15 protein-coding genes are annotated in these 13,367 nt (G+C 37.9%); 12 read left to right on the top strand and 3 right to left on the bottom strand.

Annotated elements, in window-relative coordinates; all coding sequences use genetic code 11:
• The first annotated feature begins 61 nt into the window (after window positions 1-61).
• The 8 genes from ACYVFA_RS10180 to ACYVFA_RS10145 all read left to right on the top strand — a co-directional run bounded on the left by ACYVFA_RS10180 (window position 62) and on the right by ACYVFA_RS10145 (window position 6,437).
• Window positions 62-211 (top strand): DUF5989 family protein, encoded by a 150-nt coding sequence (locus ACYVFA_RS10180; RefSeq protein ID WP_165372095.1) that lies wholly within the window; start codon window positions 62-64, stop codon window positions 209-211.
• Between the two features lie 3 nt (window positions 212-214).
• Complete coding sequence (locus ACYVFA_RS10175; protein ID WP_460471719.1) at window positions 215-619, top strand: SxtJ family membrane protein; 405 nt, start codon at window positions 215-217, stop codon at window positions 617-619.
• A 162-nt stretch (window positions 620-781) separates the two neighbouring features.
• Window positions 782-1,243, top strand: coding sequence for a Fur family transcriptional regulator (locus ACYVFA_RS10170; RefSeq protein ID WP_460471718.1), 462 nt, complete (start codon window positions 782-784; stop codon window positions 1,241-1,243).
• 43 nt (window positions 1,244-1,286) lie between these two features.
• Window positions 1,287-2,567: an adenylosuccinate synthase gene (locus tag ACYVFA_RS10165; protein WP_460471717.1), complete on the top strand. Its 1,281-nt coding sequence runs from the start codon at window positions 1,287-1,289 to the stop codon at window positions 2,565-2,567.
• Window positions 2,568-2,645: 78 nt separating this feature from the next.
• Window positions 2,646-3,209 carry a hypothetical protein gene (locus ACYVFA_RS10160; RefSeq protein WP_460471716.1) on the top strand — a complete coding sequence of 188 codons (564 nt, stop codon included), beginning with the start codon at window positions 2,646-2,648 and terminating at the stop codon, window positions 3,207-3,209.
• A 226-nt stretch (window positions 3,210-3,435) separates the two neighbouring features.
• Window positions 3,436-3,711 (top strand): co-chaperone GroES, encoded by a 276-nt coding sequence (locus ACYVFA_RS10155; protein WP_101725194.1) that lies wholly within the window; start codon window positions 3,436-3,438, stop codon window positions 3,709-3,711.
• Window positions 3,712-3,836: 125 nt separating this feature from the next.
• Window positions 3,837-5,471 carry a chaperonin GroEL gene (groL, locus tag ACYVFA_RS10150; RefSeq protein WP_460471715.1) on the top strand — a complete coding sequence of 545 codons (1,635 nt, stop codon included), beginning with the start codon at window positions 3,837-3,839 and terminating at the stop codon, window positions 5,469-5,471.
• An 87-nt stretch (window positions 5,472-5,558) separates the two neighbouring features.
• Entirely contained in the window at window positions 5,559-6,437 is an 879-nt protein-coding gene (locus ACYVFA_RS10145; RefSeq protein WP_460471714.1) for a S1 family peptidase, read from the top strand.
• A 49-nt stretch (window positions 6,438-6,486) separates the two neighbouring features.
• Here ACYVFA_RS10145 and ACYVFA_RS10140 read toward each other — a convergent pair whose 3' ends face one another.
• Window positions 6,487-7,479 carry an MBL fold metallo-hydrolase gene (locus ACYVFA_RS10140; RefSeq protein WP_460471713.1) on the bottom strand — a complete coding sequence of 331 codons (993 nt, stop codon included), beginning with the start codon at window positions 7,477-7,479 and terminating at the stop codon, window positions 6,487-6,489.
• Between the two features lie 416 nt (window positions 7,480-7,895).
• Between ACYVFA_RS10140 and ACYVFA_RS10135 the strand changes: the two genes are divergently transcribed.
• Window positions 7,896-8,885 (top strand): YhdH/YhfP family quinone oxidoreductase, encoded by a 990-nt coding sequence (locus ACYVFA_RS10135; RefSeq protein WP_460471712.1) that lies wholly within the window; start codon window positions 7,896-7,898, stop codon window positions 8,883-8,885.
• A 133-nt stretch (window positions 8,886-9,018) separates the two neighbouring features.
• Here ACYVFA_RS10135 and ACYVFA_RS10130 read toward each other — a convergent pair whose 3' ends face one another.
• Window positions 9,019-10,380 (bottom strand): zinc-binding metallopeptidase family protein, encoded by a 1,362-nt coding sequence (locus tag ACYVFA_RS10130; protein ID WP_460471711.1) that lies wholly within the window; start codon window positions 10,378-10,380, stop codon window positions 9,019-9,021.
• A gap of 130 nt (window positions 10,381-10,510) precedes the next feature.
• Window positions 10,511-10,732: a PspC domain-containing protein gene (locus tag ACYVFA_RS10125; RefSeq protein WP_460471710.1), complete on the bottom strand. Its 222-nt coding sequence runs from the start codon at window positions 10,730-10,732 to the stop codon at window positions 10,511-10,513.
• A 222-nt stretch (window positions 10,733-10,954) separates the two neighbouring features.
• Here ACYVFA_RS10125 and ACYVFA_RS10120 point away from each other — a divergent pair, with 222 nt between their 5' ends.
• From ACYVFA_RS10120 to ACYVFA_RS10110, 3 genes are all read left to right on the top strand, one after another.
• On the top strand, window positions 10,955-11,149 hold the full coding sequence (locus ACYVFA_RS10120; protein ID WP_130019762.1) for a cold-shock protein: 195 nt from the start codon (window positions 10,955-10,957) through the stop codon (window positions 11,147-11,149).
• Window positions 11,150-11,382: 233 nt separating this feature from the next.
• Window positions 11,383-11,862 carry a hypothetical protein gene (locus ACYVFA_RS10115; RefSeq protein WP_460471709.1) on the top strand — a complete coding sequence of 160 codons (480 nt, stop codon included), beginning with the start codon at window positions 11,383-11,385 and terminating at the stop codon, window positions 11,860-11,862.
• A gap of 704 nt (window positions 11,863-12,566) precedes the next feature.
• Window positions 12,567-13,367: a sensor histidine kinase gene (locus tag ACYVFA_RS10110; RefSeq protein ID WP_460471708.1), complete on the top strand. Its 801-nt coding sequence runs from the start codon at window positions 12,567-12,569 to the stop codon at window positions 13,365-13,367.

The raw sequence follows: 13,367 nt of genomic DNA, 5'->3' as shown, positions 1-13,367 counted from the left end.
CGTCCCTAAAAACTAACAAAACCTTAAACCAATCCCCCTCAGGGAAGGGAGGAGTACTATCATGGATTTTTTACAAGACCTTTGGAATTTCTTAAAAGAAAGAAAAAAATGGTGGCTTATGCCAATGATTGTGGTATTGTTATTAATTGGCGTATTGATTGTAATTGGCGGTGGTTCGGCTATTGCTCCGTTTATTTATACCTTATTTTAAGCAATGAAACAACAAAACACAAAAGAGATTATCCTGACAATTGTGGTAGGATTATTAGTATTTTTTTTCATTTTCCTACCAAAAGGCGTATTAGCTGCACAGCCAAAAGGCACATTATTACAAGGTTTATTGATTGCGGCACTTGGGATTGGGGTGTTAAGTATATTTTCCAATTTTGTTGCCGAAAAAATTGCCTGGGTTTGGCTTAAATTCGCTGAAATATTGGGCAGAGTAAACTCTACTGTCTTATTAAGCCTGATTTTCTTCATTTTCCTGACACCAATTGCTCTTTTAATGAGAATCTTCAAAAAAGGCGATGCCTTGAAATTGAAAAAACCAGCTACTGCCAGCGCGTATGATGAAAGAAATCATACTTACGTAAAAAAAGATTTAGAAAACACCTGGTAATATTTATTTATTGGAACTCTCATTCTTTATACAAGCATTGAACTTTACTCAGTGCTTGTATATTTTTTTTAGAAAAATAATCATTCCTGCATTCATTTTTCCGTTCTTATCTATTTTCTTTGTAACTTCACAGCAAAATAACAGTCAAACATAGCGAACAATATGGTTCCGAACCCTTCAAATTTTGACTCAGCCAAGCGTATTTTCACTGCTTATCTTGAAGCCAAACAGCTTCGGAAAACTCCGGAAAGGTATGCGATATTGGAAGAAATATACTCTCGTGACGACCACTTTGAGGTAGAAGACTTGTATATTTCAATGAAAAACAAAAAGTATCAGGTTAGTAGAGCAACAGTATATAATACCCTTGATTTATTGGTTGAGTGTGACCTTGTAACAAAACATCAGTTTGGTAAAAATCTGGCACAGTATGAAAAGGCTTATGGTTACAAACAACACGACCATCTGATTTGTGTTGATTGCCATAAAGTAATGGAATTCTGCGACCCTCGCGTGCAGAATATACAAAGTATGGTAGGCGATATGCTCCAGTTTAAAGTAATGCACCACTCGCTTATATTCTACGGAAACTGTCAGCGTGAGAAATGTGAAAACAAAATTTAATTTTTTCTAATATAAAATAGAGACATAGTCTTTTTAATAAGTAATGGTTGATATACTTCTAGGTTTACAATGGGGCGATGAAGGCAAAGGAAAAATTGTTGATGTGCTTGCCCCTGACTATCAGGTTGTTGCCCGTTTTCAAGGTGGCCCGAATGCCGGACACACCCTTGAGTTTGATGGCATCAAACACGTTCTTCACCAGATTCCATCAGGTATTTTCCGTGCCGATTGCTTGAATATTATCGGTAATGGTGTAGTCCTTGACCCTATCGTTTTCCGTAGAGAAATCGAGGGTTTAGCCAAATATAATCTTGAATTGAAGAAGAATCTGATTATTTCGAAAAAGACTGCTATCATTATCCCAACGCATAGATTATTAGATGCTGCTTTAGAAAAAGCTAAAGGTGATTCAAAAATTGGCTCTACCCTACGCGGTATCGGCCCTGCTTATTCTGACAAAGTATCGCGTCAGGGTTTGAGATTAGGTGATATTCTTTCTCCTAATTTTGAAGACAGATATAAAAATCTTGTAGAAAAGCATAAACAAGTGCTGGATTTCCATGAGTTTGCTTATGATCTTTCAGAGTCTGAAAGAGAATTCTTTGCAGCCGTTGAATTCCTGAAAGAATTTACGATTCTTGATAGCGAATACATTGTAAATGAGGCCATTAAAGATGGCAAGAAAATATTAGCCGAAGGAGCTCAAGGTTCATTACTAGACATTGACTTTGGTTCGTATCCATTCGTAACCAGCTCTAATACTACTGCCGCAGGGGTATGTTCGGGTTTAGGTGTCGCTCCGCGTCAGATAGGTGAGGTATATGGTATCTTCAAAGCCTATTGCACAAGAGTAGGTAGCGGTCCATTCCCTACTGAATTAAATGATGATTTAGGCGAAGCTATTCGCCAAGAAGGAAGAGAATTCGGTGCAACCACAGGTCGCCCACGTCGCACAGGTTGGTTAGATTTACCTGCCCTGAAATACAGCATCATGCTGAATGGCGTTACGCAATTGATAATGATGAAGGTGGATGTATTGAATTTCTTAGATGAAATCAAGGTATGTACACATTATAAATTGCCAGATGGTACGCTTACTGAGCAAATGCCATTTGATTTGACAGATATTACAGTAGAACCAATCTATAAATCTTTCAAAGGCTGGAAATGTTCGTTAGCAGACTTCCATACGTATAATGAGATTCCGGCAGAATTGTCAGACTATATCAATTATTTAGAGACCGAATTAGCGGTTCCGATTAGTTTCATCTCTACCGGACCAGACCGTCAGGCTGTTATTTTAAGAGAAGCGGTGATTTCTTGATAATTAAATATATTTTCGTTTTGTAGAGACGTATTGCAATTGCGCGGCGAACCGTACGTCTCTACAAAAACAACAAAAATGAATCATATACTAGCCCAATATCTTTTCAATAAAGAAACCCTTTACAAAAGTCCACAGACTGAAATAGTTTCTGAAAAGGAAATTGTAGTTGAGAAGAAAGAAGTCGCTCCAGCGTTTATATCAACTCCTAAAGTTTCAGTTACTCCGCCTCCTACTCCTATAGTTGAAACACCAAAACCTGTTGCACCGGTTATTGTTCCTCTAAAATTAAATCATCCGGTTTTAATAATTGCTGATGTAATTTCGGAAGATGAAAAAGTTTTATTGGGTAATATCCTGAAAGCAGTTGGTTTATCGTTGGCACAAATAGATTTAATAGAGATTCAGAAAACACAGCACATAGATTATCCGTCTTTTATTGAGCAAAAAGTTACGACCAAATTTATCAGTTTTGGCGTAGGACTAGGCAAACTTAATTGGGACTTACCTTTAATGCCCTATCAAATCAAAACCGTATCAGGTATTGATTTTCTCTTGGCTAATAACCTGGGCGCTATTGCTACTGACACAAATTTAAAGAAAAACCTCTGGACAGCTTTACAAAAAATGTTCAGTAAATAATCTCCCTTGTCTATACAACATTTCATTTAGGCTTTCGCATACATATTTCAATGGCATGTCATACTATTTAACAATTTTGTCAGTATTTACTGAAAATTTGTCAGAAAAACGTACCTTTGCGGCTCGTTGGCAAAAATCTTGTTGACTTGTCAGCATCTCGATATCAGACACGTTTGTCTGGTTTTAACAAGTATAATTATTAAAACCATAAAAAATCAAAATAACTATGTCAGTAAACGTTAAGCCACTAGCAGACAGAGTATTAATTGAAGCTGCTCCGGCGGAGGAAAAAACGGCATTCGGTATTATTATTCCCGACACTGCTAAAGAAAAACCACAAAAAGGTATTGTAGTAGCAGTAGGGCCTGGTAAAAAAGACGAGCCTCTATTAGTAAAAGTAGGTGATAGCGTGCTTTACGGAAAATACGCCGGAACTGAAATTACCGTTGAAGGCAAAGAGTATCTTATCATGCGTGAATCAGATATCTACGCAATCGTTTAATTTTTTGAGCCTTAGGTTCGCCATTATAGTGTGGACAGTAGAATACTCGCTTTCTACATATAATTTCCATCTCTATTCAATCATTCACTCATTTTTATTCACTAATTAATAATTAGTAAAACAACATGGCAAAGCAAATCATTTTTGATACAGAAGCAAGAGAAAAATTGAAGCGTGGCGTTGATACACTTGCTAACGCTGTTAAAGTAACCTTAGGACCAAAAGGTCGTAACGTAATTCTAGATAAAAAATTCGGTTCACCAGCTATTACTAAAGACGGTGTAACTGTAGCAAAAGAAATCGAATTGAAAGATTCGATTGAAAATATGGGAGCTCAACTAGTAAAAGAAGTAGCTTCTAAAACTGCTGACCAAGCTGGTGACGGTACAACAACCGCTACTGTATTGGCACAAGCAATCTACACAATCGGTGCTAAAAACGTAGCAGCTGGTGCAAACCCAATGGACTTGAAACGTGGTATCGATAAAGCTGTTACAGCTGTTGTTGAAGCATTACAAGGCCAATCAAAACCAATTTCTACCTCAAAAGAAATCGAACAAGTTGCTACTATTTCTGCTAACAACGATTTCGAAATCGGTCAGATGATTGCTCACGCAATGGAGAAAGTTGGTAAAGAAGGTGTAATCACAGTAGAAGAAGCACGTGGTACTGAAACTGAAGTTAAAACAGTAGAAGGTATGCAGTTTGACCGTGGTTATTTATCGGCTTACTTCGTAACTAACCCAGAGAAAATGGAAGTTGAATTAGAAAAACCTTTCATCTTGATCTCTGAGAAAAAAATCTCTTCAATGAAAGAGTTACTTCCAGTATTGGAAGGTGTAGCACAAACTGGTCGTCCGTTGTTAATCATCTCTGAAGATGTTGACGGAGAAGCACTTGCTACATTAGTAGTAAACAAAATCCGTGGTGCATTGAAAATATGTGCTGTAAAAGCTCCAGGTTTCGGTGACCGTCGTAAAGCAATGTTGGAAGACATCGCTATCTTGACAGGTGGTACTGTAATTGCTGAAGAGCGTGGATTCAAATTAGAAAACGCTGACCTATCTTACCTAGGACATTGCGATAAAATCATCATTGATAAAGATAACACAACCATCGTAAATGGTGCTGGTGATCAGGAACAAATCACAGGTCGTGTAAATCAAATCAAAGCACAAATCGAATCAACTACATCTGATTACGATCGTGAGAAACTACAAGAACGTCTGGCTAAATTGTCAGGTGGTGTAGCGATTATTTATATCGGTGCTGCTACAGAAGTAGAAATGAAAGAGAAAAAAGACCGCGTTGATGATGCACTTCATGCCACACGCGCTGCGGTTGAAGAAGGTATCGTATCAGGTGGTGGTGTAGCGTTAATCCGTGCGCAAGCAGCTTTAGAAGGCTTAAAAGGCGCTAATGGTGACGAAACAACAGGTATCGCTATCATCAGATCTGCTATTGAAGCGCCATTACGTACAATCGTTGCTAACGCAGGTGGCGAAGGTTCAGTAATTGTTCAAGCGGTTAAAGGTGGTGAAGGTTCGTTCGGTTACAATGCTCGTGAAGACAAATATGAAGATATGTTGGCTGCGGGTATCATCGACCCTACTAAAGTAACTCGTTTAGCATTAGAAAACGCTGCTTCTATCGCAGGTTTATTATTAACTACAGAAGCTGTAGTTTCTGATATTCCAGAAGAAAAAGCGCCAGACATGGGTGGTCATGGCCACGGTGGTGGAATGGGCGGCATGATGTAATCAAATGCTTATCACATACAAAGAAGCCCTCGGAGAAATTCGAGGGCTTTATTTATACCTGAATTTTAGAGATTAAACACCAATCTGATGTTTGCTAAAGCCTATCAAATCGCCAGTAATTATACACAACCTGTTCTTATTTCAATCGTACGTTTTGATGGTACTGTTGAATGCAGTGTGGGCTCATTTGTCATAGTTAATGCTGATGGCTGGATTGTGACTGCTGCTCATATATTTGATATTATGCTGACACATCAGCGGGATACAGCAGAAATCAATCAGTATAATCAGGAGGTAAGCGAAATAGAAGGCAATAAGTATCTGTCGTCACAGGATAAAAAAAGAAGACTAGCAAAGCTAAAGTACAATCCAAAATGGATAAGTACTTACTCTTATTGGTGGGGCGCTGATATACATGGGATTGATAATATATTTCTGCTTACAGAAAATGACTTAGCTATTGGCAGGCTAACTAACTATAATCCGCAATTTTGTGCACAATATCCTGTCTTTAAAAAATCTGATAACTTAGCTATAGGAACAAGCCTTTGTAAATTGGGATACCCGTTTCATGAAGTAAAAGCTACTTTTAACGAAGCTACTAATGCTTTTCAGATTGCGCCAAATGCCTTGCCAATTCCTCGTTTTCCGATTGATGGGATTTTTACCAGAGAGGTTTTACAGCCTAATTCCGGGAATAATCAATATGAGATAAAATTTATTGAAACTTCTACGCCCGGATTTCGAGGACAAAGTGGCGGGCCTATATTTGATACTGCTGGTAATATCTGGGCTATCCAAAGCCGAACAGCTCACTTAGCCTTAGGATTTTCGCCCAAAATTGTGGTGGATAACAAAGAAATCACCGAGCATCAGTTTATCAATGTTGGCATGGGCGTGCATGTAGAAACAATTCTGAAATTTTTAGATGCCAATAAAGTTCGGTACCAAGTAAGCGAATCTTAATCACTTACCATAGCTAATGTCCTGACTTCCTCTACATTCCCTTCAGGGGTTAGGGGCTAAGCACCTCTCCTACTCTCAGGGCTTTTAAATCGCCTTTGATTTCACCTTGTTCTTCTAATTTATGGAGTACTCTCAAAGGGTCTCCCATGGGTTCGTCAGATAAATCAAAGGTGCCGTAGTGCATCGGTATCATTACTTTGGCGTGCATGTCATGAAAAGCTTTTACGGCATTGGTAGGTGAAACATGGCTTTGTCCCATAAAAAACTCAGGTTTATAGGCGCCTACTCCTATAATACAATAATCAATATTTGGGAAGATTTTGCCAACATCTTCGAAATGACCACCATAGCCCGAATCTCCACTAAAGTAAATTGTTTTCCCTGCCCCCTGAATCACATAGCCACCCCATAACCGGACATTCGTATCTGTCAGAAAACGTCTTCCCCAATGTCTTGAGGGCACATAATATACTTTTATGGCATCATCCGTTTTGTATTGCTGATACCATCCTGCCGCCTGAATCTTATTGCTCTGTGTAAATGTTTTTATTAGACCATCTACTCCTAAGCTTGTCAGATAAGTAGTATCAGGATTATTTTTGGCTAATAATCGTAAGCTCTTCTCATCGCAGTGGTCTCGGTGATCATGTGAAACCAGAATATAATCAAGATTACGTAAATCCTCTGGCTGAACTGGTAAGGCTGATTGGCGCTTTATTAGTGAGACATTAAATAATACAGGATCTATCAACAAAGTAATACCTGCCAATCGTATAAAGAAAGAGGCATGACCCAGCCAAACAATACAATCTTTTTTTGATTCAAGAAAACCTTGATTTTGTAAGACTTCTGCCCGCCATTTATCGGTTTTCTTCTCTGTCTTCTGCGGATTTTTGGTGAATTGCCATCGTAATACATCTCTGAACGAATCAACAAAAGGAAATTCATAATTCACAAATCTTCCTCTTTCATCAATGGGAGTTCCATTCCATTCAAAAGGTAATTTGAGTGTTGGTAAGTCAGGATTAGAGGTATATGGCATGGGAGAAATTGATTTCTATTTACAATTCAAAGTCTTTTGTAAAAGTTCCATTTTATGGGTTGTTAAGGTTAAACAGGTTTATACTGCTATTTTCTTAGTCTCGGGCTGTTACTTTTTGTGGCTGCAAAAAGTAACCAAAAAGCAGCCCATCATTCTAACTCACGCAATTAAAAATCTGATAAATCTTTGTACAATTTATAGTATTTAGCTAGATTTTTAATCGCGCTCAAACAGGAATGACGTAATAAGGTTACAATTTTTAGTTGTTTATTTTTTTACCTATCAAACATAGCTACCAAAATTACTCCTTAATAAATTCTATTCTTATAATTTTCGAAACTCAAGAACTTTAATTAATAGTTTGTTTCTCATCACAATAAACTTTTAACATATTTGTCGAAACAATATTGAATACTATGCCAACATTTCAAGCTTTTTATGCGAGCGAAAATGAAGATAAAACATTTTCTAACCAGGTTATAGAGCGTTCTACCGATGATTTACCTGCCGGAGAAGTATTAATACGTGTAAAATATTCATCACTTAATTATAAAGATGCCCTTTCATCAATTGGTAATCGTGGTGTGACTCGTAATTATCCGCATACGCCTGGCATTGATGCCGCAGGAGTAGTAGAAGAATCCAGTTCTGATGAATTTTCAGTAGGCGAACAAGTAATTGTGACAGGTTTTGATTTAGGTATGAATACCTCAGGGGGATTTGGGCAATACATTCGCGTACCTGCCAAATGGGTAATAAAATTACCAAGAGGTTTGCGGTTGAAAGAAAGTATGATTTTCGGCACAGCTGGGCTGACAGCGGCTCTATGTATAGATAAACTATTACAGAATGGTTTGACGCCAGACAAAGGTAAAGTAATTGTGACAGGTGCTACAGGTGGCGTAGGTACCATGGCTGTCATGATTCTGGCAAAATTGGGTTTTCAAGTAACAGGTGTCACAGGTAAGCCAGAAGGAGAAGCCTTTCTATTAAATTTAGGAGCAAAAGAAGTTATCTCTCGTGACGCTGTTAATGACCAGTCAGGTAGGCCTATGTTAAAAGGTATTTATGCGGGCTGCATTGATACGGTGGGCGGTAATATGCTAGCTACTATCCTGAAATCAATGCAATATAATGGCGTTGTCAGTTTATGTGGTTTGGTACAATCACCTGAATTACCGACAACTGTTTTTCCTTTCATCTTGCGCGGTGTTTCAATGTTTGGGATTGACTCTTCCGAATGTGATATTGAGTGGCGTAAGAAAATATGGAAAAACCTAGCTAGGAAATGGAAACCGGAAGGAATCCAGACTATTACAAAAACAGTTGGTTTAAAAGGATTAGATAAAGAAATCAAGAAGATATTGAAAGGCGGACAGATGGGGAGAGTGGTTGTGAGGTTATGACCCCACGCCAGCGGCCGACCGCCCTAGACCTCTCCAACAATGGAGAGGGTAAAAAAAGTCTCTCTCTCCAATGTTGGGTCAGACCGCCGATGGGGAGAGAGATTTAGAGAGTGGGGTTATACTACCTATTTTATTACAAACCATACTTATCAATCAAATACACTAACGCTGCCATTGAAGCAGCACCCAATTTCAATTCTCTTTCGTTTACGGCTTCCAATCTATCATTTTGAGCGTGATGGTAATCAAAATAGCGTTGAGAATCAGGCTTGAAGCCTATCAATAAAGTACCTAATTTCCCTAAAGGCCCAATATCGGCACCACCAGCACCTCTTCCGATTTCAGCTATTCCATAAGGTGAAAATAACTTCTTATATACATCTACTTTAGCAATCTGCGCAGCAGTACCTACCATACCAAATGCTCTTGGTGTAAAACCACCATCGTCTGACTCAAGCGCTGCAATATGATTTTCATTATTTTCTTTTGCTAAATCAGCATACTTGGTACCTCCTCTCAAACCATTTTCTTCGTTCATAAACATCACTGCTCTGATTGTACGTTTAGGTTTAATGCCTAAAGCATTCATGGCACGTAAAACTTCAATGGCTTGTACACAACCAGAACCGTCATCGTGTGCACCTTCTGCCAAATCCCATGAATCCAGGTGACCACCGATTACAATAATTTCGTCAGGTTTTTCTGTACCACGTATCTCTCCTACTACATTGTGAGAAGGAGCATCAGCCAGCGTTTCACAGTTTTGTTTGAAATAGAATTTTAATTTTGGATTTTCTTTTATTAGTTTGCTCAACAGATTTGCGCCATTCGTACTAATCGCCGCAGTTGGAATCATCGGGATTCCCGGTGCATAACGCATTCCACCTGTATGCGGATTATCGTCCTGTAAAGTCGTCATCGACCTCACAATAGCCCCCACTGCTCCATATTTAGCAGCTTCAGAAGCACCATTGCCACGCTGCCCTACTGCACCGCCGTAAGCCTCAAAAGTATCTATTTTTTTGGGGTCCATCGGGCGATTAAATAATACTATCTTTCCCTTTACATTTGCCTCTCCCAATGCTTTAAGTTCTTCAAATGTTTTTACCTCTATTATTTCGGCTTTTATACCAGTTACAGGTGTTGCCACTGAACCACCTAAAGCTACAATTGGTACTTTAGTTTTTACTTTCCCGTTTTCAATATACGCTTCTTCTTTAGCGCCACGTACCCAATGAGGTACCATTACATCTTGAAGAAACACTTTCTGAAACCCATAATCTTCCATCACTTTTTTTGTATACTGCACAGCTTTTGCTGCTCCTGCCGAACCACTCAGACGTGGGCCAATAGTTTTACAGAGATATGTCAACGTTTTATAACATTCTCCGTTAGCCAGAATTTCGTCATAGATTTTTCTGATTTGAAGAGAGTCACTGTTTTGCGCAAAACCAGAAGATGCACAAAAAAGCAGGAAAAACAGAATTTTCTTCATAGTGTTTGTTTAGAAGTGTTTAGATATGTCGTTTTTTTCAAAAATACATTTTTTGAGCAAAAAATCCAACGGAATACTTCTAACAAAACAGATAGAATTCAGAAATTAAGATTAAAAGTTAGGAGAGTGTTTAAAACTCCCACACAGTAGGGTTTTTATGGCGGCGCAGATGCTTACGTACTTCCATCCAGAAAGCTAGTACTAAATACAGGATAATCGGAGAGCCAAAGGTAAAGAAGGAAGCATAGATAAAATAAAGCCTAACACTACTTGCCGAGAAGTTAAGCTTCTCTCCCAAGCTAGCGCACACGCCAAAAAGTTGGTTTTCTACGAGGTATCTCAGGCGATTCATTTTGTTTTTATCTAAAGATATAATCTTACAAAGATATAGCGAATCTACTAATATTCTTTTAATTAGCAATAAAACAACAAAAAAATAATACAGTCATCTGCTTTTTTGTACAAATAAATATAAGTTTTGTCCAAATATATTTCCTACAAAACTTGTTTTATCATTTAAATTATGTACATTGCAATTCAATTCTTCATTATTCTCTTAATTTTTTTTATTTCAATGCAAACAGGTGTAGTTAAATTCTTCAACGAGACTAAAGGCTTTGGTTTTATCGTTGATGATGCTTCAGGGCAAGAAATCTTCGTTCACGTGACAGGTCTCGGCGGCAGAAAGATTCGTGAAAACGATCATGTTGAATACGAAGTTGTCGAAGGTCGCAAGGGTTTGAATGCAGTCAACGTGAAAAAAATATAATTTTTTTTCTGAGTACGATTGTTTCAGTTCCACAACCTCACTATTCTACCCGATAGTGAGGTTTTTTATTTTAAGGAAACGTAGTTTCCCTCAATTCGACAGGGGTTTTTACGCATTTTACTGGGCGGTCTATACGTTATATAAATACTTAATGATATATTTCGGATGTATTTTGAACTGTTGACAAAATATCTTCTATCGATCATTACTTAATCTAAAAACACCTCACGAACATGGCACTACAATGGCCTTTCCTACGCGAAAGAGTAAGCAAAATCGGAGATCTTTTCTCATTAAAAGATGTAAAAGATTTTACTGGTAAATTTAAAAATGAAATTGGTTTAGCTAAAGGACAAGATGCACTTGCTTCAAAATTCTTAGTCAATGGAGAAGTAAGAACAGGCGAGTTTTTTGGCATCGACAAAATCAATCAACTAATCAGTCTGGCCCAACAACAAAGTAAAACCGTATCCGGTATCAGAGTCTATCACGGTATGGCTCATGAGACTTTTGACGAAAAAACCGGAGAGTCAAGAATTGCAACCAGCCCGTTTGATGACAAAAATGAGTCTCCACTAAGACCAAGATTATTTCTGGTTGCGGTAGATGAAAACGGTAAAGATATAGAAATTGACCTGACTGGCCTTAAAGATGTACCGGATGGGAATGGTTTGGGGAATGGTTCGCCACAACCACCTTTCGGAAACGGATAAATAAAAACAAGGAACTGGAAAACGAATGAATGGATTAATGCTTTTTTCCACGGTTTCAGAAGTAAGTATTCTTATTCCTTTGACGATAATTTTTCTCAGAAAAAAATATTTAAGCACAGAACTAAGAATACTTACTGCCTACGTGGTTTTAACACTCATCAGAAACTTTTTTGGCGTAACCTCTGATATCCTTTATTTTACAGGGGGTAACAATTTTCACACGCTGTTTTATTATAACTGGCATTCAATTATAGGATTTTATATTATCGCATTTTTGTATTTTCGTCTGACGCATCATACATACTGGCGCGTATTCATTATTATAGCTTGTTGTGTTTTTACCTTCTTTTCTATTTTAGAAATCCCTTCAGGCTCCATTACTCAAATTAACACCTCTTTTTTCAACAACTATACCTATACCGCTTCAAGTCTGATAGTTCTTATCATTGTATTGGCCTATTTTTATCAGCTTTTGCAAGATTTGAAAGTTGAAAATATTACGAAATTTCCCTACTTTTGGGTGAGCGTAGGTCTACTGTTCTTTTTGGGTGGGAATTTATTTGTAAACTTGTTTCTTATAAAAGCGGCCAAAAGCACTACTCAAGTATCTTGGGGTATTATTAACTCTGCGCTTAGTATTTTATTCCATTTTACCATCTCTCTGGCATTCTGGTATAGTAACTCTTTGAATAATACTCAGCAAGATGAGTGACCTACAATTAATCTTCTTAGGTTCATCCGGTCTTTTGGTACTAATTATCTTTAGTATTCTCTTCGTAGTGTATTATAAACAAAAACAAGCTGAGCAAAAAGTGGCTATACAGGAACTAAAGGCTGAAATGCAACGACAGTTACTGGAATCATCACTAGAAGTGCAGGAAGTAGAGCGGCGTAGAATAGCCAAAGACCTGCACGACGAAGTGGGTGCCATGCTGTCGATGACCAAAATGAGTTATAATCAGTTATTGAAAAAACTCAATACTTCGGCTGAGCTGACAGAACAGGGAAAAACTACCAAAGAATTTCTCGAAGAATCAATCAATCAGGTAAGAAGAATTTCAAGAGAACTGGTGCCTAGTACCTTAGAAGATTTCGGGCTTATTTCTGCCATTGATGAATTTATCCAGAAGATTCATATAGCTTCCGGCGTTTTGTTCATTTTTAATCATGAGGGAATTGAAGAAAGCCAACGTTTCGACAAAAAAATTGAACTGACTATCTATAGAATAGCACAGGAATTAGTCAATAATGCCTTAAAACATGCTGAAGCACAGGAAATCACCTTGAAACTTTTGGTACAGCCCAGCAAAATTGTCTTTATTTTTACGGATAATGGAAAAGGATTTGACTTGATAGCAGTAAAGAAAGATCCAAAATCAGGCTTGGGCTTAAGGAATATCGAAAGTCGCCTGAGTGTGGTGAATGGTACGTTTAACATTAAAGCGAGTATAGGACAAGGGACGAATACAAAAATAGAAATCCCATTGCTCAAAAATTACCAATGA

This window comes from Emticicia fontis (assembly GCF_054779675.1).
The sequence above is the reverse complement of the archived record's forward strand: the minus strand, read 5'-3'. Positions and strand labels throughout refer to the sequence as shown.

Coding starts and splice junctions, on each gene's coding strand:
- ACYVFA_RS10180 (WP_165372095.1), top strand. CDS start 62: ATGGATTTTTTACAAGACCTTTGGAATTTCTTAAAAGAAAGAAAAAAA.
- ACYVFA_RS10175 (WP_460471719.1), top strand. CDS start 215: ATGAAACAACAAAACACAAAAGAGATTATCCTGACAATTGTGGTAGGA.
- ACYVFA_RS10170 (WP_460471718.1), top strand. CDS start 782: ATGGTTCCGAACCCTTCAAATTTTGACTCAGCCAAGCGTATTTTCACT.
- ACYVFA_RS10165 (WP_460471717.1), top strand. CDS start 1,287: ATGGTTGATATACTTCTAGGTTTACAATGGGGCGATGAAGGCAAAGGA.
- ACYVFA_RS10160 (WP_460471716.1), top strand. CDS start 2,646: ATGAATCATATACTAGCCCAATATCTTTTCAATAAAGAAACCCTTTAC.
- ACYVFA_RS10155 (WP_101725194.1), top strand. CDS start 3,436: ATGTCAGTAAACGTTAAGCCACTAGCAGACAGAGTATTAATTGAAGCT.
- groL (WP_460471715.1), top strand. CDS start 3,837: ATGGCAAAGCAAATCATTTTTGATACAGAAGCAAGAGAAAAATTGAAG.
- ACYVFA_RS10145 (WP_460471714.1), top strand. CDS start 5,559: ATGTTTGCTAAAGCCTATCAAATCGCCAGTAATTATACACAACCTGTT.
- ACYVFA_RS10140 (WP_460471713.1), bottom strand. CDS start 7,479: ATGCCATATACCTCTAATCCTGACTTACCAACACTCAAATTACCTTTT.
- ACYVFA_RS10135 (WP_460471712.1), top strand. CDS start 7,896: ATGCCAACATTTCAAGCTTTTTATGCGAGCGAAAATGAAGATAAAACA.
- ACYVFA_RS10130 (WP_460471711.1), bottom strand. CDS start 10,380: ATGAAGAAAATTCTGTTTTTCCTGCTTTTTTGTGCATCTTCTGGTTTT.
- ACYVFA_RS10125 (WP_460471710.1), bottom strand. CDS start 10,732: ATGAATCGCCTGAGATACCTCGTAGAAAACCAACTTTTTGGCGTGTGC.
- ACYVFA_RS10120 (WP_130019762.1), top strand. CDS start 10,955: ATGCAAACAGGTGTAGTTAAATTCTTCAACGAGACTAAAGGCTTTGGT.
- ACYVFA_RS10115 (WP_460471709.1), top strand. CDS start 11,383: ATGGCACTACAATGGCCTTTCCTACGCGAAAGAGTAAGCAAAATCGGA.
- ACYVFA_RS10110 (WP_460471708.1), top strand. CDS start 12,567: ATGAGTGACCTACAATTAATCTTCTTAGGTTCATCCGGTCTTTTGGTA.